Annotated in this window: 19 protein-coding genes and 2 pseudogenes; 10 read left to right on the forward strand and 11 right to left on the reverse strand. The window is 43.9% G+C overall.

Translation table 11 applies throughout. From position 1 onward, the window contains the following. Positions 1-428, forward strand: a pseudogene (locus J7529_RS21730) (serine/threonine protein kinase); the annotation flags it as partial. Positions 429-451: 23 nt separating this feature from the next. On the opposite strand, the gene J7529_RS21735 reads toward J7529_RS21730, so the two are convergent. Beyond that, positions 452-799, reverse strand: coding sequence for a hypothetical protein (locus J7529_RS21735; protein WP_318730706.1), 348 nt, complete (start codon positions 797-799; stop codon positions 452-454). A 170-nt stretch (positions 800-969) separates the two neighbouring features. Here J7529_RS21735 and folD point away from each other — a divergent pair, with 170 nt between their 5' ends. From folD to J7529_RS21750, 3 genes are read left to right on the forward strand one after another with little or no spacing between them, the layout of a single operon-like run. Then, positions 970-1,845, forward strand: coding sequence for a bifunctional methylenetetrahydrofolate dehydrogenase/methenyltetrahydrofolate cyclohydrolase FolD (gene folD / locus J7529_RS21740; RefSeq protein WP_413038958.1), 876 nt, complete (start codon positions 970-972; stop codon positions 1,843-1,845). A gap of 37 nt (positions 1,846-1,882) precedes the next feature. Further along, positions 1,883-2,809, forward strand: coding sequence for a geranylgeranyl diphosphate synthase CrtE (gene crtE / locus J7529_RS21745; RefSeq protein ID WP_318730708.1), 927 nt, complete (start codon positions 1,883-1,885; stop codon positions 2,807-2,809). A 9-nt stretch (positions 2,810-2,818) separates the two neighbouring features. Then, positions 2,819-3,277 (forward strand): divergent PAP2 family protein, encoded by a 459-nt coding sequence (locus J7529_RS21750; protein WP_271940687.1) that lies wholly within the window; start codon positions 2,819-2,821, stop codon positions 3,275-3,277. Between the two features lie 179 nt (positions 3,278-3,456). On the opposite strand, the gene J7529_RS24855 is transcribed toward J7529_RS21750, so the two are convergent. From J7529_RS24855 to J7529_RS24860, 4 genes and pseudogenes are all read right to left on the reverse strand, one after another. Then, positions 3,457-3,618, reverse strand: a complete 162-nt coding sequence (locus J7529_RS24855) for a four helix bundle protein (protein WP_413038956.1) — start codon at positions 3,616-3,618, stop codon at positions 3,457-3,459. 15 nt (positions 3,619-3,633) lie between these two features. Continuing rightward, positions 3,634-5,499: a hypothetical protein gene (locus tag J7529_RS21755; RefSeq protein WP_318730709.1), complete on the reverse strand. Its 1,866-nt coding sequence runs from the start codon at positions 5,497-5,499 to the stop codon at positions 3,634-3,636. 105 nt (positions 5,500-5,604) lie between these two features. Beyond that, positions 5,605-6,132 (reverse strand): annotated as a pseudogene (locus J7529_RS21760) (HNH endonuclease); the annotation flags it as partial. Next, on the reverse strand, positions 6,107-6,301 hold the full coding sequence (locus J7529_RS24860; protein ID WP_413038957.1) for an RRXRR domain-containing protein: 195 nt from the start codon (positions 6,299-6,301) through the stop codon (positions 6,107-6,109). The pseudogene J7529_RS21760 and the gene J7529_RS24860, both read right to left, overlap by 26 nt. Positions 6,302-6,669: 368 nt before the next feature. On the opposite strand from J7529_RS24860, the gene trpD reads away from it, so the two are divergent. Next, positions 6,670-7,740, forward strand: a complete 1,071-nt coding sequence (trpD, locus tag J7529_RS21765) for an anthranilate phosphoribosyltransferase (RefSeq protein ID WP_318730711.1) — start codon at positions 6,670-6,672, stop codon at positions 7,738-7,740. Positions 7,741-7,819: 79 nt separating this feature from the next. Here the strand turns inward: trpD and J7529_RS21770 are convergent, their stop codons facing one another. Beyond that, the gene (locus J7529_RS21770) at positions 7,820-9,985 is read right to left on the reverse strand and encodes a pentapeptide repeat-containing protein (RefSeq protein ID WP_318730712.1); all 2,166 of its coding nucleotides are present in this window, start codon (positions 9,983-9,985) and stop codon (positions 7,820-7,822) included. A 413-nt stretch (positions 9,986-10,398) separates the two neighbouring features. On the opposite strand from J7529_RS21770, the gene J7529_RS21775 reads away from it, so the two are divergent. Next, complete coding sequence (locus J7529_RS21775) at positions 10,399-10,584, forward strand: PCP reductase family protein (RefSeq protein ID WP_318730713.1); 186 nt, start codon at positions 10,399-10,401, stop codon at positions 10,582-10,584. Here the strand turns inward: J7529_RS21775 and J7529_RS21780 are convergent. Both J7529_RS21780 and J7529_RS21785 read right to left on the reverse strand, forming a co-directional pair. After that, positions 10,578-11,495, reverse strand: a complete 918-nt coding sequence (locus J7529_RS21780; protein WP_318730714.1) for a DMT family transporter — start codon at positions 11,493-11,495, stop codon at positions 10,578-10,580. The two genes, J7529_RS21775 and J7529_RS21780, sit on opposite strands and share 7 nt — an antisense overlap. Then, positions 11,492-12,691, reverse strand: a complete 1,200-nt coding sequence (locus tag J7529_RS21785) for a response regulator (protein ID WP_318730715.1) — start codon at positions 12,689-12,691, stop codon at positions 11,492-11,494. The genes J7529_RS21780 and J7529_RS21785 overlap by 4 nt, the downstream gene beginning before the upstream one ends. 167 nt (positions 12,692-12,858) lie before the next feature. Here J7529_RS21785 and J7529_RS21790 point away from each other — a divergent pair, with 167 nt between their 5' ends. Then, positions 12,859-13,734: a tetratricopeptide repeat protein gene (locus J7529_RS21790; protein WP_318730716.1), complete on the forward strand. Its 876-nt coding sequence runs from the start codon at positions 12,859-12,861 to the stop codon at positions 13,732-13,734. 115 nt (positions 13,735-13,849) lie between these two features. On the opposite strand, the gene J7529_RS21795 is transcribed toward J7529_RS21790, so the two are convergent. Together J7529_RS21795 and J7529_RS21800 are read right to left on the reverse strand one after the other, a co-directional pair. Further along, a complete protein-coding gene (locus J7529_RS21795) occupies positions 13,850-15,058 on the reverse strand; it encodes a glycoside hydrolase family 10 protein (protein ID WP_318730717.1) in 1,209 nt (402 codons plus the stop codon). Between the two features lie 35 nt (positions 15,059-15,093). Further along, the gene (locus tag J7529_RS21800; RefSeq protein ID WP_271940715.1) at positions 15,094-15,492 is read right to left on the reverse strand and encodes a response regulator; all 399 of its coding nucleotides are present in this window, start codon (positions 15,490-15,492) and stop codon (positions 15,094-15,096) included. 434 nt (positions 15,493-15,926) lie between these two features. Between J7529_RS21800 and J7529_RS21805 the strand changes: the two genes are divergently transcribed. The 3 genes from J7529_RS21805 to J7529_RS21815 all read left to right on the forward strand — a co-directional run bounded on the left by J7529_RS21805 (position 15,927) and on the right by J7529_RS21815 (position 21,651). Further along, entirely contained in the window at positions 15,927-18,500 is a 2,574-nt protein-coding gene (locus J7529_RS21805) for a DNA topoisomerase (ATP-hydrolyzing) (RefSeq protein ID WP_318730718.1), read from the forward strand. Between the two features lie 228 nt (positions 18,501-18,728). Beyond that, positions 18,729-20,501, forward strand: coding sequence for a DNA cytosine methyltransferase (locus J7529_RS21810; protein ID WP_413038959.1), 1,773 nt, complete (start codon positions 18,729-18,731; stop codon positions 20,499-20,501). Positions 20,502-20,508: 7 nt separating this feature from the next. Next, positions 20,509-21,651, forward strand: a complete 1,143-nt coding sequence (locus J7529_RS21815; RefSeq protein WP_318730719.1) for a hypothetical protein — start codon at positions 20,509-20,511, stop codon at positions 21,649-21,651. 212 nt (positions 21,652-21,863) lie between these two features. On the opposite strand, the gene J7529_RS24865 is transcribed toward J7529_RS21815, so the two are convergent. After that, the gene (locus tag J7529_RS24865; protein WP_413038960.1) at positions 21,864-22,079 is read right to left on the reverse strand and encodes an ATP-grasp domain-containing protein; all 216 of its coding nucleotides are present in this window, start codon (positions 22,077-22,079) and stop codon (positions 21,864-21,866) included. Between the last annotated feature and the right edge of the window lie 48 nt (positions 22,080-22,127).

The raw sequence follows: 22,127 nt of genomic DNA on the forward strand, positions 1-22,127 counted from the left end.
CCACCCCCCAACCGACTAAACCCACTCCCCCTCCCGTGGCGAGAGGTTTTCCGCCTGGAACCTCAGAAGCACTCGTGCTAGCGGCTCTTGGAGAACCGAGCCAAACAACACCCGGACTCTGGGGAACCAAAGCCATCAGTTATGATTTAGGCAAGATTAAATTGGGATATTTACTCGATCCCAATACTGGCACAATTCGACAAACGGAAGTTTCTTTTGACCCAACCATCGATCGATTTATCAGTCGGGTGATGGTTAATGGTATGTTAGGCAGTAACGCTCCCCTAGCCGTGATCGATGAATTTGAGCGAGTACACCGAGGTCAAGCCAGATATTATGAATTTTCCCACCAGAACTGGAGGGGGGTAATTGAACGAGAAAGCAATGACCGTATTTATGTCGCCGTTTGGGACAAGCAGTTGAAATAATTAATGGGAATAGGGAATAGGTATTAATTCAACAGTCGCTCTAACTCCACGACATAGACCTCCCCTAATTCCTGTCCTTGAATGGGAATACTTTGATAGCGCAATTCTCCCCGTATTTTAACTGAATCACCGATCGCCACTGGCTGCGCTTCTGTTGTAGCAACCACCACTACAATCCCCGTATCATCTTCTAACTGATAGGCATAGCCATTGAGCAGGGGAATGAACTTAACCACCTGACCTTGAATCTCAACCGTCCCGGAAGCAGTGGGCACTAAGTTCTCAATGGGGGTAATCCCATCAGAGGGTAAACTAAAGGGCAATTCTAGACTACATCCCCATAAACTGGCGATCAACACTAGGCTAATCAATCTCCACCTCCTAACCCTTCGCTTGTGCATGAGAGTATTGTGGACTCTACTCAAAATTACGTTTTGATTCTAGCGAAAGTTGGCAGGAGGGAATGGGGAAACTCTCACCGTTGGCCATTATCCGTGCTTCGCGCTATAATTCTCTGTCCCTTTCTCAATTGATTTTTGGCATGGCAAACGATATCTCACAAATTCTCGATGGTAAAGCAACTGCTCGCACTATCAGAGCAAGGTTAAAAGCTGAAATTGAGTCCTTACAACCCCAAATGGGCCGTCCTCCAGGGTTAGCGGTACTCTTGGTGGGAGATGATCCGGCTAGTGCCATCTATGTAAAAAATAAACAAAAAGCGTGCGAGCGCATTGGCATTGAGTCTTTTGGTCGCCTGTTCCCCGCTTCCACCGAGCAAGCTGAACTTGAAGAAGTTATTGCAGCGCTTAACGAAGATGAGCGAGTGGATGGTATTTTAGTGCAACTCCCCCTACCCAAACATTTAGATGCGGTTGCCCTCTTGCATCGGATTGACCCTCAGAAAGATGTGGATGGACTTCATGCAACCAACTTGGGAAAATTGGTGCGCTCAGAAACGGGACTGCGCAGTTGCACCCCTGAAGGAGTCATGGCTCTGCTGAAAGAATATAACATTGAGATCTCTGGAAAAAATGCCGTTGTGGTCGGACGCAGTATTTTAGTCGGTAAACCGATGGCGTTAATGTTACTCGAAGCCAACGCTACCGTAACGATTGCCCATTCGCGATCGCAAAATTTATCTGAAATTACCCGCTCTGCTGATATCCTAGTTTCTGCGGTAGGCCGACCCCAGATGATTACCGCTGAATGGGTTAAACCTGGTGCGGTGGTCATTGATGTGGGAATTAATCGTATTCCTGGTAATGAGGGCAAAGGGAAATTAGTCGGAGATGTGGATATGACCGCTGTCAAACCTATCTGTAGCGCCATTACCCCTGTTCCTGGTGGGATTGGGCCGATGACCGTGGCCCTATTATTGCAAAATACAGTATGGAGTTACCGTCAAAAGATCGCATAAATTTAAAGATCTAACCTTAACCCAAATCCCATTCAGAATGGTACGAACAAACGACATGCAATCTCCTCAATCGGCGATCGCCTTTGATTTAAACTCTTATTTAGGCGATCGCAAGCGCCAAGTAGAAGCTGCCTTAGATCAAGCGCTCCCCCTACTCTATCCAGAAACCCTCTATGAGTCCATGCGCTACTCCCTCTTAGCTGGAGGTAAACGTCTACGTCCTGTTCTCTGTCTGGCGAGTTGTGAGCTATCTGGGGGCACCATAGACATGGCAATGCCGACTGCCTGCGCTTTAGAGATGCTGCATACCATGTCTTTGATCCATGATGATTTACCTGCCATGGACAATGATGATTATCGTCGGGGTAAACCCACCAACCACAAAGTCTATGGGGAAGACATCGCTATTTTAGCGGGGGATGGTCTCTTAACCTACGCCTTTGAACATATTGCCCGTCAGACTCAAGGAGTGGGGAGCGATCGCTTATTACAGGTTATTATCCAAGTTTCCACTGCCGTTGGTGCGGCGGGGTTAGTTGGGGGACAAGTGGTCGATCTCGAATCTGAAGGTAAATCGGATGTTGATATCTCCACTTTAAACTATATCCATACCCACAAAACCGGCGCATTACTCGAAGCTTCCGTCGTTTCTGGAGCCATGCTTGCGGGGGCATCCTCAGACTTATTAGAGCGTTTAAGTCAATATGCCAAAAATATTGGTCTCGCCTTTCAGATTGTCGATGATATCCTCGATATTACGGCGACTTCTGAAGAACTGGGAAAAACCAGTGGTAAAGATGCCCAAGCCCAAAAAGCTACCTACCCTAGTCTTTGGGGAATTGAGAAATCCAAACAAGAAAGTAAGTCCTTAATTGAACAAGCAAAAGCTCAGTTAGAGGGGTATGGGGAAGCGGCAAAACCCCTACTGGCGATCGCGGACTTTATTACTGCCCGAAGTTATTAGAGAAGAGGAATGCAGGTTGTGAATGAGATTCTGGGGAACCGGATATTAATCATCGCTTTGATTGCTTGTTTGAGTGCCCAGGCGCTTAAATTAGTCGTTGATTTGATTAAACATCAAAAGCTCAATATTCGGGCTTTAGTCACCACGGGAGGAATGCCCAGTTCCCATTCTGCCCTGGTGTCTGCCTTAGCGACTGGCATTGGTATGACGACGGGATGGTCAAGTCCAGAATTTGCGATCGCCACCATTTTTGCCATCATTGTTATGTATGATGCCGCAGGGGTTCGCCAAGCCGCCGGTAAACAAGCTCGTATCCTTAATCAAATTATTGATGAGTTATTTCAGGAAAACCCAGAATTTAATGAAGACCGTCTCAAAGAACTACTCGGCCATACCCCATTTCAAGTGATTATGGGACTACTGTTAGGCGTAGTCATTGCCTGGTTAGCGTGTCGTTATACATTCTAATGGAGAATGGGTAATGGGTAATGGGTAATGGTATCAGTGAATCAATCACCAATTACTCATTACCGATTTCAAGATTTGAGATATTCATTAAGTTTAGGGTTGAGTTGATCTAAAAGTATAGTGCTTCGCGCCAGGGAATAGGCAATAGGGAATAGGCAATAGCTTGTATGGCTTAGGTTCTAAGGCTTCAAGCTGTACCTCATAGAATAGAGAAACGCTATAGTTTGAGACGATCGCGATGTTTCCCGATCCATCAAACGGCGAGTATAAGCCAATCGTAAAAAGCTCGTTGTTTCATATAGCGATCCTCTAGCAATACGAATAAACTTCCAATTCTTCAAAATCTGGTCTTCCCATTACCTATTACCCTCGACAGGATTTAATTGGGGCTGAGACACGGAGTCATTCCGATCGCCAATTTTTGCACCTTCTAATAATTCGATCAGTAATAAATCCATTTCCTCAAACGTATAGTTTTTCTGGAGTTCCGCTTGTAGCTTCTGTCGGAAGTTTTCCCCCAAACGCTCTTTCAATTGCTCTTCCAGCATATCGGGCGCTTGGCTTTGTCCCTTCAGATAAGATTGTCGGGGATTAAGGGTTAGCGTCTGAATAATTTGTTGTACCAGTTTTTCGGCAATTTGATCGGGAAATCGGCGTACACCAGGTATTTTTTGTAGTCGCTGATACCAACCTGACTTTTGCAGTGTTTTATCCACTTCGTAGCGTAAGAACGCTTCGAGATCGGGGGAAATTTCCGGCAGTACATTACAAGCCGTGACTTCCCACACTCGTCCCGTAATACTGCCAAAGCTACGTTGTTTTTGTTCTCCATTTTCTATGGTAACTTCAGCTTCAGGATTCGCATCACGAGGAGTTTTAGTAAAAGCTTTCTGAATTAAACCATCACTAATTCGACTTTGCAGTTGCCCAATTCCACGATTAACCACGACTTGAGCTAGTTCTTGACTAAAACTGGCAATAAAATTTAAGCCCAAATACTTTTGTACTGGTTCTAAATCAATTAAATCGGACTGGTTAAAGCGAATGACTAAGGGAATCACGCGCAAGCCAGGTATCCAAGGTTGCAGTAAGAGTAAATCATAAGAACGAGTACCGATCGCCAGTCCTAAACTGATCCCTTTCTCACGATAAAATCGACACAAAACCTTGACGATAAAATCGACCCAGTAAATTAATAAAAATGGAAAATCAATCAGCAGAAAGCGATTGGCAAATTCTCCTGTACTATCTAAGTGTCTATAGTACATTGATTCCACTAAAAAGTAAAAATTATTCCGCAGAAAGTCTATCGATTCTCGCCAATTATCCTCCTGGAAATTCTCCCTAGACCAGAATTCATAAAATGCATCTTTAGCCGATAAATCTGCCCACAATAACTCAGGGGCAATGACCTGAATTAAATTTGGATTCCGGAAAAGATTCAGTCGAGATTGAATCATTTCTCGGTTGGCTTGATTATCGTCACTATAGATATAATTTTTCATCATTGTTTTCATTCGGTTAACTTTGCCTGATTTGTTAACTGAATTAATGGCATATTCTTCATCGATCATCCGATCGGTTAACTCTTTTAATCGCTCTAATTGTGGCTCAACCAGGGCAGAGTCTGGGCCTTCAAATTCTAAAATAGCTTTTAATTGAGCCACTTCTCGCACATAGTCTTGCGCCCCTCGATCGGGTTCAATGCCTTTAATAATGTCATAATCGAGAACTGGTTCATACAAGAGTAGAAAAGAACGAATTTCGATATTAAACTCACTCCAATGGCTTCCCCAACCACGACGGGCAATAAAGTCACGACTCCAATATTGGGCGATCGCCGCATTTAAATCCGTTAAGCCTGTACTCTCGATAATTCTTTCCTGAATTTGATGTAAATTACTATATCTACCCAGTAGTCGAAATGGGGGATTCTCCACGAATATATCCATGCTTCGGGCTTGCACTTGGGAGAGTAACGACTGAACTGCTAAAGACTCTAAACCTTCATTGGCGATCGCCTCATTTAATCGATCCACCAAGGCTACATACTCTTCTTGAGGGATATCCTTCCACTCAAAAACCTTCCAATTCAGCCATAAATGCTGATTGCGAGATCGAACATAGGTGGCATCAAACAACACTAAGCCTACATTGAGCAAAATAATTAAGGCGATCGCTCGTTCGTACCACAGACGTAAAGGGCGTAAAGACCGGCGCATAGTCATCTCAGCCTCCCTGTGGAGACTCCCACCATACCCGAAGAGTTGGTGGCGAGAGGAAACGGGGGCTTCTTTTTGGGGTTCGATGGCCCAAAAAGAGGCAATCTAAAAGCTGTAAGCATAACCATCTTTACCATGGATTAAAGTACAATATTTGTGCGAAATTCCCTGAACTAGTCCAGTTTTTGTTGAAATATTGAAACTCCCTGTGGAGCGCACAGCAACACGGCCGACATAAGTTCCAATCTTTTTTCCTTTGGTGACAACTACTTTTATAATGTCACCTGTTTGAAATCCTTTGACCAACTTTTGACGAGGCACATAACGAGTCGGGAATCCATATTTATCAGTTCTACACATTTGTCTCGTTCCGTGACCTTTGGCCGCAATTAAAAGAGTTTTTTGGGCTTCAACAATTAATTGCTCCGGCGTAGACTTGCCTACACAAGCCGCGTCAAGTACGTGACTCTTGGACAGACCTAAACAAGTTCGATTGTATTTGGTCAAACCTCCCGTTCCAATTTCTACAGGCAATCGAGTCTTTTTTAGTTCTTCGTACAACGTCCATCGAGTTGAATTGACAGCCGTACTGTCAGCTAAGGATCGTTTAGCTTGCCCTAATATCCGATCGATCTTTAAATTGGCAACTATTAGTTTCTCCTCCTTCTACATCTTGTAAAATAATCGTAAAAGGAAAACGTTTGAAAACCTTAGCACGTCCTGAACAAAGCAATTTGCTTGCTTGCCCTGGATGGGTGGAATTGAGTAGCTTTTTGTTCTTATCTAATACGAAAAATCGCATGAGTCAGGCTCCTATTACTAGGGTAAAGTTCGCTTCGCTAATGTTTTTAGAGTTTGTGACGCTGACAGCACTTCCTTAACCCAATTACAGATGTTTAACTGTCAACCACAGAGCTGCAAACTAGCGACGCATTCGTAGGTGTGATAGCTCTAAAAACGTAGTTCTTGTTTGAACTTAAGCTGGTCAACTATGGACTCTTTCAAGTCCCTGCTAATTGCTAAAGCAATATAGCGGTGGGTCGTTGACTCCAAGTTTCCTGATAGTGATAAGATTACCTTAACTGACCCTCATGAACTGGTGACTGGTGACTGGTAACTGGTAACTGGCAACTGGTAATGGTCTCCTATTCCTTTATCAACCTTGGATTCATGGTAGATTCTGCCCAAACAACCCCATCCGATTCTCTCAGTTGGCCCGATTTACTGCAACAATTGATGGACAAACAGTCCCTCTCTCGCACTCAAGCCGTCAAACTCATGCAGGGGTGGCTTAATGAAGACATTCCCCCCGTCCTCTCTGGAGCCATTTTAACCGCCATTCAAGCTAAGGGAGTTGCGCCGACGGAATTAGCAGGTATGGCTCAAGTGCTGCAAGCTCAAGCAGCTAGTCCTTCAGAAGCACTCTTACCTACTGAACCCGTAATTGATACCTGTGGCACGGGTGGCGATGGTGCATCCACCTTCAATATCTCCACCGCAGTGGCGTTTGTTGCCGCAGCAGCCGGGATAAAAGTGGCAAAACACGGAAATCGGTCAGCGTCGAGTAAAGTTGGATCTGCGGATGTTTTAGAGGCTCTGGGCGTAAACCTGAAAGCTGCCCCTGATGCCATTTCTGCCGCCTTGGGTGAGGTGGGAATTACGTTCCTGTTTGCTCCCGGTTGGCATCCGGCAATGAAGGCTGTTGTCCCCATTCGGAAAACGCTGAAAATGCGGACGGTGTTTAATTTATTGGGGCCATTAGTGAATCCCCTCAAACCCACAGGACAAGTGATGGGGGTTTATGATGGTCAGTTAGTGCCCATTGTCGCTGAAGCGATGCAGCAGCTCGGCGTTCAACGAGCTATTGTTTTACATGGACGAGAAGGGTTAGATGAAGGAGGATTAGGCGATATAACCGATTTAGGGATTGTCGAGAAAAACAGCACAACATCCATCGAAATTAATCCTGGAACCTTAGGACTCTCTACTGCACCTATTTCTGAATTACGCGGTGGTGAAATCGAAGAAAACACAGAAATCTTGCGTAATGTTCTCCAAGGAAACGGAACAACTGCCCAGCGAGAAGTAGTCGCGCTCAATGCCTCATTTGCTCTACAAGTCGGTGAAGTAACGCCTTGGGGAGAGCATCGCCAAGGAACTGAGAAAGCCTTGGACATTCTCAAGAGTGGTGCTGCCTGGGATAAAGTGCAGGACTTGGTGAATTTTCTCAAGGAGGCTTAAGAGAGGATAGGGAGATAGAAAAGTGGGGGATAGGGGGTTTTATATTACCCCACACCTATTTCTCAAGAGTAATGGCGATTCAGTAGTCTGCATCAGTTAAAAAATATAACAATCCAGTTAGTGTACTTCCATCAGGCATAGTTGTATCCTTCAAAACTATTTCATAATCTGAGTGGGCATCCTTGGTAGAGTTCAATTTATATTCGTAAGGCCAACTACATAATCTAGCTCCTAATAAGTTGACTTGGGTTAAGATCGTGCCTGTCAAGGTTGCGTCAACCAGATTAGCATTACTCAAATTGGCCTTGTCTAAATTTGCATATGCTAGATTAGTATAATGTAACTTAGCACCACTCAGATTTACTCCAGTTAAATCAGAAGACCTCAGATCGGCATATCTCAGATCGGCATGACTGAGATCGGCTCCTGTTAAATCCACACAACTAAAGTTTCTCTCTCCCAATGCATATTGACGCAACAGCTCCTTGCCATCCATTGGGCGGATCTCAGTTCCTATCTCGAGATCGGGCATTTGAGTATCACAGTACCAAATATTTTCTAAATTAGAGTTTTTCAATTTTTCCTCTGACAGGTTACGCTCATTGGCAAACAGGTTACCCATGTCTGTTAACTTGGCTTGACTCAAATCAATCCAATTGAATTTCACATCATCATTATATAATCCAAAATCTGAGAGTTTAGCTTGATATAAATTCAAATGACTGAGAGTTGAATTATGAGAACGACAAAATTCAATCTTACTCAAACTAGCTCGGCTTAAATTAATATTTGTTAGATGACTTTCACCAGCTATTTCAATAGAATACAATTTAGATTCAGATAAATCGATATTTTCGAGAGTCAGACTAGATAGAGTTACGTTTTTTAAGAAACAATTATTCATCTTTATCTCGCGAGCTTTAGTATCCCGGAAGATAATATATATTGAACTAGAACCGATTAAATGAGATTGACTAAAATTAGCACGATCCAAATTTACCCGATCGAAACGAATGCATTTTATCGAACAATAACTAAAATTTGCTTTGGTCAAATTAGCGGACTGAAAGTTGGTATGCATTATGCGCCAACAACCGCGAAGTGGGAAAACATCTTTATGAAAAATGGCTCCTTGAAAATTAGCGCCTTCTAAATTGGCTCCTTGAAAGTTAACACCTCTCAAATCTGCACCCTGAAAATTTATTCCTCTAAGATCGGCATCCTGAAAGTTAGTTCTGTGCAATATTACACCCGCTAAATTCGCTTCTCTCAAATTAGCGCGGCTTAAGTTTGACCAACTTAAGTCAATCGGGTTTAATCGGCCTTCTTCTCCTTCCGAGTGACTTAAATTAAACCCCTGCAAATTTTCTCCACTCAAATCTAACAAAGAAAAGTTACGTTCTCCATTCTTATATTCTGATGACAATTGTTCGGCAGTCATTTTTGAGGACATGCTCGAGGGTTTGTCGCAAAAATAGTGCTGAGACTCAGGTGCAATTGTATTCCAGAATAAAGCTCCTTCATATTTGATGGTTTCCCATTCTTCCTCACTCACATCTTGAAAATCTGTTTTCGTTAAATTCGCTCTTCTCAAATCGGCTCCCGAAAGGGTCGAATTGCTAAGAGTAGCAAAGGCTAAATTGCTTCTACTTAGATCGGCTTGAGTAAAGTCCGCACGATAAGCTATAGCATGAGTTAAATTAGCATGTCTGAGGGTTGCTTTTACTAAGGTCGCACGATTCAATTGACTTTCTTGCAAATCGGCTGCCCAGAAATTACTACCATTGAGATTTGCTCCCTTTAAGTTAACTTTAAGTAATTTGGTATGCTGCAAGTTTGCACCAAGTAAATTAGCGTTTTCTAAATTAACTTCTTTCTGTTCCACTCCTTCTAAGTTCGCAAAACTCAAGTTCGCTCCACTCAGGTTAGCTTCCCACAACTCAACATTACTTAACTGTGCAGCAGCTAAATTAGCCTGCATTAAGTTAGCTTCTCCCAATTTTGCTTCTTTCAAGTTCGCTCCAACTAAGTTGGCACCACTTAAGTCTGTTTCATACAACTCAGCTTCACTCAAATTAATTCCAGGTAATTGCTGCCTTTCACTTTCACTCATCTGTTCCAACTCTTCCTGAGTCCCTTGAAAGTCGCTCAAATTAGCTTCACTCAAATCGAATCCACTCAAACTTTCTCCGGAAAAGTCTCTCTCTCCAGCATTGTAGAGCGCCCAAAATTGTTCGATATCCATGGACTTAACCGTTAATGACTAATGAGATTATACTCTATTTTCTTCAATTAATTAGTTTTGAAACCCTTTTCCTGTAAGGGGTTCAAGCTAGATTTTCTCTAATGAAGGTGTTATCCCTCTTCTGTCAAACTGGGAAAACATTTGTCTTGACTGAATTCTAGAACTCTTGCAGTATAGGCGATCGCGACAGTTTTTCCTAACAGAAACTCGAAAATCCAGTCAGATCAGTACATCTCTCTCCATAGGGGATACAGCGATCGCGATTTCCGAAAGTGACAGAAGAGGGTTAAATCGACTAACTATAGCCTTCGTACTGCATTATTTCCTGTGGTGGAGCACTGCGATGGAGATTGGTAGAGGCTGGCATATTTTTGCTCCTACATGGGTGAAACAGCTTAAAATAGAGGAGACTGATGGCAGAGGTAGAGCAAATGTATGAATTAGAATGGACGGCTGAGGCTGAGGTTAAACTGAAAAATATTCCTTATTTTGTGCGCTCGCAAGCCAGAGGCCGCATTGAACAACTTGCCCGCGAGTCTGACTCGGAGATCATTACTGCTGATTTAGTCGAACAAGCTCGCCTTGAATTTGGTCAATAGTTTTGGCTCCTTTTCCCTTCTCCCCAAATGGCTAAGGCAACACCAAATAGCAAAATTACGGCTCCCCCAAACACCAATGGGGTGGGTACTTCGGCAAAGATTAAATAACCGAGCGAAGTTGCCCCTATGGGTTCACAGAGAATAGCTAAAGCAACGGTGGTTGGTGAAATCCAACGCACAGACCAATTCAAGGAGGTATGACCCATGAGTTGGGGAAGGGTAGCCATCAGAGCAATATAGAGATACACATCAACGGGATAACCGGCATAAGGAGCGCCCAAGAACAAGGGGAGCGGGAGTAAACACAGGGCCGCTAGGGTATAAACAGTAGCGATATAATGACCCAAACCTAATCCTTCCTGTTGGGCTTGTTGTCCGAGAATCAGATAAAAACTGGCTGACCAAGCTCCCATTAAGGCCAAGGCATTACCCAGCAGAGACAGGGAGCCAGTTGGGGTAGTGCTTTCTCCTCCAAACGCAATCAGAATTCCCCCAGTTAAGGCAATGAGAATGCCCATAACTGTGAGTTGAGTGGGTCGTTTGCCTTGCCAAACCCAGAGAATTAAGGCGACCCAGATGGGGTTGGTGGTAACTAAGGTGGTAGAAGCTGCAATTGAGGTATAGGATAAAGACGCGATCCATAGGGAAAAATGGATGGCCAAACAAAGTCCAGCGGCGATCGCCCATTGCCAAGCTTGTCGTGAAGCTTTATTGTGCTGAATGCCTTTCCACAGGGGAAGACAAAGAACTGAAGCTATTGCCAAACGTAAAGCAGCCAGCACCAAACTAAATCCAGCTCCTGCCATTCCCGCAGACTCAAGACACAAGCGGATAAAGACAGCCGAAGTGGCGATCGTTAAAACGCCAAACCCCAAAACCAATCCCAACCACCACTTCGCCGGTTTATTCATGATTCAGTTACGGGGGAAATGGGGTTGATATGTTTTTCGATTAACTTTAGCAGTTGCTCCGGTTTAGCAGGTTTTGTCAAAAAATCTGTTGCCCCTGCCAACTTCGCCTTAGTGCGATCGATGATGTGATCCCGACTGGTCAGAATAATAATGGGAGTATCACTAAACAAAGACGTTTGCCGCAAAAAACTGCACAAATTATAGCCGGTTACCGTGGGCATCACTACATCTAATAAAATGAGATCTGGCTTGTGTTTGGCCAATTGGGCAATGCCAGAAATGGGGTCATGGATTTTGAGTAATTGATACCCAGCAGGAATCAAAATATGGCCTAAAGCATGGCCAACTAAGGGACTATCATCAATACAGGCAACTAGGGGGCCAGAAATGGAGGTATCGGATTCCCCATTGAGGGTTTGATCCATCCTAGGGGTTGTCCAAGAAACCGGTGGATTCAGATCGGGTAAGGATTGAAACTCAATAATTCCCTGTTTCCAAAAATGGCGGATACTGCGAGATAAGGTATAGAGGGATTGCTTCATTTCCAAGGCAATATCCCAAATGGGATTTTCCCCATTGAATAGCTCAATTAACTTGGTTGAGGTTTGAGCGTTCACTCGTTTAGGAAGTTCCCGTTTTAACATGGGAGCTAAATCGGGAGACAGAGACGTTAATTCCATGGTCTGCCATTGCTTTGATAAGCTTTGAGTTCTTTGAATTAAGGGCGGAATTTTTAAAGCTAGGGACGATCGCGGAGTGGTCGCTGTATTGCCCGATAGCCGTTGGCTGGGTTTCCAACGACTGGAAACGTCATTAGAGGGTTGGTTGAGCAGGGTAAATAAAATTTCAATGGCACTATAGGCAATCACAGATTGAGCTTGATTGAGGTTGATTTGGTGTTGCTGTAGAGCATAGCGGAGGAGATAATATTCCCACATTCCTGTGGGCTTTTTGAGTTCGATCTCACTCCAATCAACGGAAAACAGCTTAATATAGCGATACCATCGGCGGCTGCGATGCATTCCCCCGGTAGCATAGAGTAGATGACCTAGATAAAAAAATAAGTGCCAAGTTTGATCTTGAGCGGTAACAATTAACTCACCAGTGGCTTGTTGGTGGTAGATTTGCCGGAGATAACGCTCCATGAGAAGGCACCCATTGCGATCGGAACGGAGCAGATTGGATGAGAAAGACATCCAAGAGCAACTCAATCCTAGAAGAAATCAATTTGTTTTTATTCTAGATGGGTTCACAAATGCTCGTAAAGAGCAATAGAGATCTCAACTGGAAGTTGGGCAAACCCTCAATCTTAGTTAAAATTGTAAAGAGTGGTCTGTGAGTTATGTTGTCTGAGGCTTGTGTTGTGCCAAAACCGATTTATTATGCTTTGTTGGTGTGCTTGTGGAGTGGGTGGGGTGGTCTGCAACCAGCCTGGGGTCAGGCGATCGTTCCCCATACTTTACAGTTAGAGCGGGAAGAGTTGGAGGAAGAGGGGATTAAGTTAGCTCGACAAGCGGAACAACTGGCCCAGTTCCAACAATATGAACCTGCTCTTCCTCGCGCTCAGTTGGCAGTTCAGCTTTTACCGGATGATATCCGGGCTTGGTTTTTGCTCGGTCGTTTGTATTTGCAAACGGATGATGTAGGGCGGGGAATTGAGACGTTAGAGAAGGCCCGATCGCTCGAACCGAAGAATGAGTTAGTTTTGTTTACGTTAGGTTCGGCCCATTTCCAAAATGAGGACTACCAAAGGGCGGCTGATTATCTGAAAGAAGGGTTGAGGATTAAACCCGATCAACTGGCGGCCCTGTTTGATTTGGGGAATGCTTACTATAAGCTCAATCGCTGGAGTGATGCGATCGCCGAATATGAAAAGGCAATTCGCCAAGATGAGGAGTTTTGGCCAGGGATTAACAATATTGGCTTGATTGAGTATGAACAGGGTCAGGTCGATCGGGCGATCGCCTCTTGGCGTAAAGCGGTGAGCATTGAACCCGATGCGGCTGAACCCCAGTTGGCTTTGGCCGTTGCTTTGTATATAAACGGCGATCGCGAACAAGGCCTGAGAATGGGAGCCGCCGCTCTCGAACTTGACCCAGCTTATGCGGATCTGGAGTTTCTGAAAGCTAATCTTTGGGGCGATCGTCTCTTAGCCGATACGAAAACCTTTTTGGAAACTCCGAGAATACAGGAAACTCTTGCACAACTATCTGAGGCAGAATTTCAGCATCAACATTAACAGAGCAAGGAACTCGTTCACTTAGGACAGCTTAATTGTGGTTTTAGGGAACGGGGAAGGGGGAACAGAAAACAGAACATGTCTTAACTTTCCCTTTCCTTGCTATAACAAGTATTCATGATTGCCAGCAGTGCAAAATGCTGGGACGCGCAGCCGGCTGGGGAAAGATGCTTTTCCAGTCGGTTTGTCGATTTTGGGGAGACTCCTGACTCAAATTCCAGAGCGTTTCATAGAAAAAGAAAGAGACCCCAGCAAATTTTCCGTTTCTGACTTCAGCCACCTGTTCTTGAACTTGGCTCATGGGAACTGAGCGATTTTTCAGCCCCGTTAGCACCCCAATTCCTACGGGAATATGATCTAAGGCAACTTGTACTTCTGGTCGCTTCAGCTCGGCTTGAAACCGCTCTAGGTCATCTCGATAGATTTGAATCAATAATTCTTCGACAAACCCTTGTCTCTCCCAACTAAACCAATCTTGAAGATAGCGACTATAGGCAAAATGCTGGGGATTGGGAGAGAGGGAAACAATGGCATCGGGGCGTTTACTTTTAACAGCCGCAAAAATCCGCGCCATTACTGTGGTGATGCGATCGGCTCTCCAGCGTATCCAGGCTTCATCTTCTGGATTCTCTGGTGGCAGTTGGCCGTTATGTTCCGATTGATAAACTTGCCGAGTATAGGTATCATAGCCCAACTCTACGGGCAAACCAAAATGATCGTCTAACTGAATGCCATCAATATCGTAGTGTGTCACCAATTCAGTCACTAAATCGACTATCAATTGCTGGACTTGGGGATGAACGGGATTTAACCATACCCGTGGATGAATTCCTTGCATCACGACTTGGGAACCATCTGCACGGTTGGTAATCCAATCGGGGTGACGCTTGACTAACTCAGATTCGGCTGGAGCCATAAAGCCAAATTCCAACCACGGTAGTACACTCATGCCCCGTTGATGGCTCTGCTTGATGATTTCGGCGAGCATATCCCTCTTCTGTAAACCGGGGATTTTGAGTACTGAACGGCCGGTTACCTCCTTTCCGACTGCACTGGGATAGAGGGTATACCCATCATTCCAAACTGTCGGATAAACCGTATTAAAATGGAGCCGATCGAGTTTTTCTAGAGCATCCGTGAGGCGATCGCTCGAAAACAGGACATCACTATCGACATTGGTTAACCATACCCCACGCAATTCTGTTGCAGGTATAGGGGGAATCTGCCCAGTCACTGGAAACACGCCCCAAAAGCAGACTAAAGTCCAACCAATTAGCCAACTCAGGATGATTTTAGTCTTTCTTTGATTGAGCCAAGAGAACACTCAAACTTCCTCCCAAAGCCATGAATACCAGGGTCTCAATCCTCGGGTAGTAAGGATTTAATTTTATCGACAAACTCCTGATGATCGATCACAGGTTTGGAGATATAGGCATCTGCTCCACTTTGCTGGAGGAAGTTCTCGCGATCGCCCTGCATCGCATGGGCCGTAACGAGGATAATCGGAATGGCTGATGTATTCGTGTCTGCTTTAATCATTTGGGTAATCTTAATGCCATCCACTGATTTACCCTGATACACGCTATTGGATAAGGACACATCCATCAGAATAATATCTGCTGCTTTTTGGCTGACAATCTCCATCACCTCATCGACATTTTCGGTATGCTTAACATTTAGTCCACCACGTTTGGTGAGGATTTTAGAGAAAACCCGTGCATTAATGGGATCATCTTCTACGATTAGAACAGTTTTCATAATAGGTTCTCTTAGTTTTCAACTCCAGGATAGATAAAGGCTCAGATTCCCAGTTGCCATATGCTTGGCTAGATACTACTGTCTAGATACACCTGTATGAGTGTATGAGACAAGCCCTACTCTTGCATAGATAGAGAGGAATGAGGAATAGATTGAGCTACCCATCTCCCCCTAATTGCTGTGTTCTACTTTTACCGAGCTGATGCCAATGATGCTCACCTGCACTATCTCATCTAGATTCATTCTGCCTCACATCCGTTACTTTTGGTATTTAGGTTTTCTCTCTTATTTTACAAGAGAAAGACGACAAACCTGAATTGATGGGGCGATCGCTTGCCATTTTTTGCCCATCTATCCTCCGTCAGGTGTACCCTAGAAACCTACAGTTATAGAGCATTCTTACCCCTGAGTTAACCCTTACCTTCATTCAACCCATGGCTAAACAACTGCGACTTTTCCAGAGCGAACAAATTATTCCGACTGCCTTACATACCGAGATGGAGAGGTCTTATCTTGAATATGCCATGAGTGTCATTGTTGGCCGTGCCCTCCCAGATGTCCGAGATGGCTTAAAACCAGTTCATCGGCGTATTTTATACGCTATGCATGAATTGGGATTAACCCCGGATCGCCCCTATCGTAAATGCGCGCGGGTGGTGGGAGATGTATTGGGTAAATATCATCCCCATGGAGATCAGGCGGTCTATGATGCTCTGGTGCGGATGGTACAAGATTTTTCCTGTCGCTATCCGTTATTGGCAGGTCATGGGAATTTTGGCTCGGTGGATAACGATCCGCCCGCAGCTATGCGCTATACGGAAACGCGCCTCTCTGCGATTAGTCATGAGAGTCTATTAGCAGAAATTAGTGAGTCTACGGTGGATTTTATTCCTAATTTCGATAACTCTCAAGCAGAACCGGTCGTGCTACCGGCGCAATTGCCGATTTTACTGCTCAATGGCTGTTCGGGTATTGCGGTAGGGATGGCGACAAATATTCCTCCCCATAATTTGGGCGAAATAGTCGATGGGTTGATTGCTTTAATTGATCATCCAGAACTGTCGGATGAGAAGTTAATGCAGAAGATTCCTGCACCTGATTTTCCTACGGGTGGGGTAATTGTGGATCGAGAGGGAATTGAGAGTGCTTATCGGATGGGAAAAGGTAGTATTCCCATGCGCGGGGTGGCAACGATTGAGAAAATTCAACCCGGGAAACGTAAGCGTATCCGCGATTGCATTATCGTGACGGAGTTACCTTATCAGGTGAATAAGGCGGGATGGATTGAGAAAGTGGCCGATCTGGTCAATCATGGGAAGTTAGAGGGCATTTCGGATATTCGAGATGAGAGCGATCGCACCGGAATGCGGGTAGTATTGGAGTTGAAAACGGATGCCCAACCCAGTAAAGTCTTAGCTCATCTCTATCATCAAACCCCTTTACAAACTAATTTTGGGGCTATTTTCTTGGCTCTGGTGGATGGGACTCCCCAGCAGTTGAGTTTGCGTGAAGTGCTGCAAGAATTCCTGAGTTTTCGGGAACAAACTTTAACTCGGCAATATACCCATGAGTTGGAACAAACGCGCAAACGCTGCCATATTCTGGAAGGATTGTTATTAGCTTTAGCGAATTTAGATCGGGCGATCTCTATTCTCAGAAATGCAGCCGATGGTACAACGGCTAAAGCCCAACTTCAAGAACAGTTAGACCTACAACCCACCCAAGCGGATGCTCTGTTAGCGATGCCGATGCGTCGGTTGACGGGGTTAGAGCAGCAAAACTTACAAACTGAGTTCGACCAACTGACTCAACGAATTCAAGAATTGGAGCAGTTGCTCAATCAGCGATCGGAATTGCTGAAGTCGTTGAAGAAAGAACTGCGGAGCCTCAAACGTCGCTATGATAATCCCCGACGTACGCGCATTCAAATCGCCAATGAGACTGCCTCTGAACCTAAGCAGCGTGGGAGTTCGAGAAGTCAGTCTGGGGAATCTGGAGGATCGTCTAGGCGATCGAAAAGTGCCCAGAAGGCTAAATCTTCTGTTATCGAGCAACAGGTGATCGAGGAATTATCGTTATCTCTGGAAACCAGTTATCTAGAGATTAGCTATGGGGGATATATTCGCCGAGTCCCTGAGCTGAGTCCAGATGGGAGTGAGGGGATGAGTTCAACCTTAAGTTCCTATCAAGCAAGAGCGGATGCCGATTTATTACTGTTAACGGTTGACGGCAAAGGCTATGGGGTGAAGGTGGGTCAGGTTCCGACCAGTAGTAAGTCCCAAGGTATTCCCCTCAATAGTTTAGTGCCCCATAGTGGCACGGGACAACCACCGGATGTGGTGGCTCAGTTTGTGTTAACGGAGTATGGGGACAATCTCGATTTAGTATTAGTAACTGAGGAAGGACGAATTAAACGTTTGCCTTTGGCGGAATTTGCCAATCTGCGAGCCAGTGGGTTAACGGCGCTGAAGTTGAAGGAGGGCGATCGCCTCAAGTATGCGTATTTATCAGATCCGGGGTCACAATTATTGTTGGGCACGTCGGGAGGCCGGATCTTACGCCTAGATATGAATTCGGAACAAGTACCCGTTTTGGGACGCACCGCTCAGGGTTATCAAGCGCTGAGATTGCGAAAACAGGAGCAATTAGTCGGTTGTGTCGTCGCGCGTCCCCAGGATCGAATCCTGTTGGTTTCCGAGATGGGATTCGGGAAACGGGTTCGAGTGGAGGTTATTCGCCAAGGAAATCGCGGGGATATTGGCACTCAGGCTCTACAATTTACCCAGCGTAGCGATAATGCTATGCATCGCTCGCGCGATCGCATGGTAGGCATGGTGTTAGCGCCTGCGGGTGGAAAAGTACAAGTCGTCAGTAGCAGTCAACGGTTTTGGCGGTTAGAGGTAGATAAGGTGAAAGAGATGGGTAAGGATGGAACTGGCGATCGGTTATTTAAGTTACAGGCTCACGAAAACTTGAAGGGAGTTTATCTGTTGGAGAGACCATTATAAAAGTAAGTCAACGATAAGAAATATGCAGCAATTATCTCTACCTCTTGAAATCCTGAACTCCAAATCTAACCATAAAGATTGGTTTAAAAAGCTCTTAGCAACTCTTAAAATTAACCCAGAAAAAACTGGGCCGATCAATTTGGTCAATCTTTACGTCAATATTTAGAAGTCCAAAAAATTCCCTCAGTTAAAACCCTAAGTCTATTTTCTGGAGGTGGAGGCCTAGATATTGGATTTCATGATGCTGGCTTTGATATCGTTCAGATGATTGAGCTAGAACCTAAATACATTCAAACCCTGGAAAAAAATTCTCAATCTGGACAATGGTTAGAAGGCTCTCAACCTATTTGTACAGACATCAGAAATTTTGTTCCCGATCGCGATCTTGAGGTAGACTTTATTATCGGTGGCCCACCTTGTCAAACCTTTTCTGCTGCTGGACGGAGAGCCTCTGGAGTCACCGGCACAACCGAGAGTAGAGGCCAGCTATTTCAAGAATATGTTCGCCTCTTAAAACGGCTTCAACCTAAAGGTTTTTTGTTTGAGAATGTAGCGGGAATCATAGGAGCCAATCAAGGACAAGCCTGGAAAGTCATTCAAGATGCTTTTCGAGCCATTGGATATGATATTTATTTTCGTATTTTAGATGCTGCTGACTATGGAGTAGCCCAACATCGAGAGCGGTTATTTATTGTCAGCTTACAAGATGGTCAATATTTATTTCCCTATCCAACTCACGGCTTGGATTCTCTGAACGAGAGACCTTATTACTCTGCCGCTAGTGCAGTTCAAGGATCTGACATTTCTGATGTATCACCCGGTTTAGGCGGAAAGTTTGGTCATTTACTAGAAGATATTCCTCCTGGACTGAATTACAGTTTTTATACGAAAGAAATGGGATATCCCAATCCAATTTTTAGTTGGCGATCGAAATTTTCCGATTTCCTGTATAAAGCAGATCCCGATCGGCCAGTCCGAACCATTAAAGCCAAAGGAGGCCAGTATACTGGCCCTTTTAGTTGGGAAAACCGAAGATTTTCTATCGCTGAGTTAAAACGTTTACAGACGATTCCTGATGACTATCAAATCATGGGGAGTAGACAAGTTGTAGTTGAGCAAATTGGCAATTCAGTTCCGCCTCAATTAGCAAGAATTTTCGGAGTAAGCATTTTAGAGCAAGTTATGGGGATGAAATTGCCTTTCAAAATTCCTTACTTGGACTTAAATAAACCCTTAAGCTTTAGAAAACGCAAAAGAGAATTGACCAAAATTTATCTTTCAAAAGCTAAATCGGCGATTTTAGAACAAGTGGAGCAAGGAAAAATTGAAGCGATCAATCCTTCTAGTTATCAGTGCAAAGAGCAGTCTATCAGGTTTCTGTCTATGGACAATTTCTCGTGGACAGAACAAAGAGTGGGTAAAAGTGTTCCTATTGATGTAAATTACTACTTAAATTCGTCTAGCTGGAAAATTAGCGCCAGCAGTCATGGTGATGCAGATAAGAGAGATAAGTTTTGGATTGATATTTCTCCCTGTTCTAATGATGGGGACTGGGTTTTAAGGACAAAATCAGTCACTTTATCTGCGAATAAACTTGATACAACCCTGTTTACCTCTCTTTGGAAAGCTTTTGAAGAAAAGGTCAATGAAGCGACAGGTAAAGCAGATTTAGTACAACTGTCTGGCTATTATCAATATAAGCCTTGTATAAGGGGAATTATGAGCTTCTGTCCTCAGATAGAAGTGGATATTTTTTGGCATATTCTTGAATCTGTAACCCGATGTATAGGTACTACAACTCAACTTACCGCAAAAGAATTAGCAAACTATTGGGGGGTTAATGCAGAAGATATTTTCTCTTATCTCAAAGTCTTAAGAGCGATGGGTTATGAAGTGAGAAGCCATAATACCAATCCGCAAATTCCTGTGAATCAGTATTTAATTCCTTATGCTTTTCCTACCCTGAATCCCAAGAGTGTTCAACTTCACAAAAAATTATGATTTTCCTATGAGTGAATTGTATTTAAGAGTTTATACCAATAAAAGTGAACTTGTTCTGCCAGATGGAAAAGTGCAAACTTTTGATGAAGGAGGAATGAATCAATCGGCACAGTTACGATATCACAAAATATCAGAAGAACTATCTAAGGATTACCTAGAAAGAAAGATTTTAGCTTGTAGAGATCACTCTTCCGATCTTGATTTTTCACAATTAAGACTAGAATATAAAAACATATTTGATCGACCACTTCAATCGGTAACCAGTGAGGTGGGTAGAGCCTTGGTGGGATTGACTATACTACAGCTATGTGTTAAATCAATTGAACCAGAACAAAATATTAGATTACATAAAGGGAGTAAAAGCACCAGGGATTTTTCGTGGCGTGATGGAATTTCTATGCGTTCTCTTGATAAACGCTATATTACACCTGTGCTAAGGAAATATGAATTACTGAGGCTCAATGCCGATGGTTTTATGATGACTCGAAGCCTAGCCGAAAATTATCCATATTCAAAGGTCTATAAGGCAAACATAAGAGGTGCGCGTTTTGAATGGATAAGCCTGGTTGAAGCGATAGAGGAAAGAGAACTAGATCCTGAGATAGGATTACAATATTTTCTTTCTCAGTTACTCAATCAAGCCGAGAGTTTTAGAAAATTGTCTTCAAAAGTTATAGATAAGCTGAAACTTTTCTTAGGATCAAAACAAATTAATCAGGAAATGGTCTTTCATTTAATTATAGAACACACTAACCGTTCTGATTATGCAGCTCGGTTAATGGAAATCGCCATGCATAGTTTGATGCAGGCTATGGAAGAATATTATGCTTTTCCCAATAGCTCTTTAAGACCACTGTCACAAATGCGATCGGCAAACAAAAAACAGGGTAATGTTGCGGATATTGAGCTTTTGGAAGATGGAGAAGTTATAGAAGCTTGGGATGCTAAATATGGTAAATCCTATCTAAGAGATGAGATTGAAGAATTATCAGAGAAACTGGAAGTGATTTCTACTGTTAGACAAGCGGGCTTTGTTACCAGTGTTGAACCTGAACGGCTGGAGGAATTGAACTCAAGATGTGAGGAACTTGAACAGATGTATGGCGTATTCATTCAGGTTTTAAGGTTAGAAGAGTGGGTTCAAAAATAATTCAACCGTGTATTAACAGTTACGACTACATTAGAAGAGGAACTGGCTACTGCTTGGCTCAAAGCCTATTTAGAGTCTTTAGCCCAGCAACGTCGAGATATTGCTCCGATTGACGAGCCTTGTTATCAGTGGTTGCTAAAATTGGATGAAGTTTTAACCTCAGAATAACTAAGTTGTCAAATATAGCAACGTTTTTTACTAGAAGATAAAAGTCAATAACTCGGAGGAAAGATTGGCACGATAATAGCTGCTAATCTCTGAGGTGTCCATCCGACGAGATCCGAGACTTGTCCATCACCTAGTTCTACCACGCGATCGCGTCCATCTCTGTGTTGAACGATATCAATAGTGAAGAAGGGGCTATTAATGCGATCGGCAACTTGGTTAACTATAGTCCATTCGATTAAGGTTGAGACACTAGCATTTATCTATAACGTCGGTATCTGTAGGGGCGAACGGCCGTTCGCCCCTACAAT

Source organism: Roseofilum sp. Guam, assembly GCF_017746735.1.
GTDB lineage: Bacteria > Cyanobacteriota > Cyanobacteriia > Cyanobacteriales > Desertifilaceae > Roseofilum > Roseofilum reptotaenium.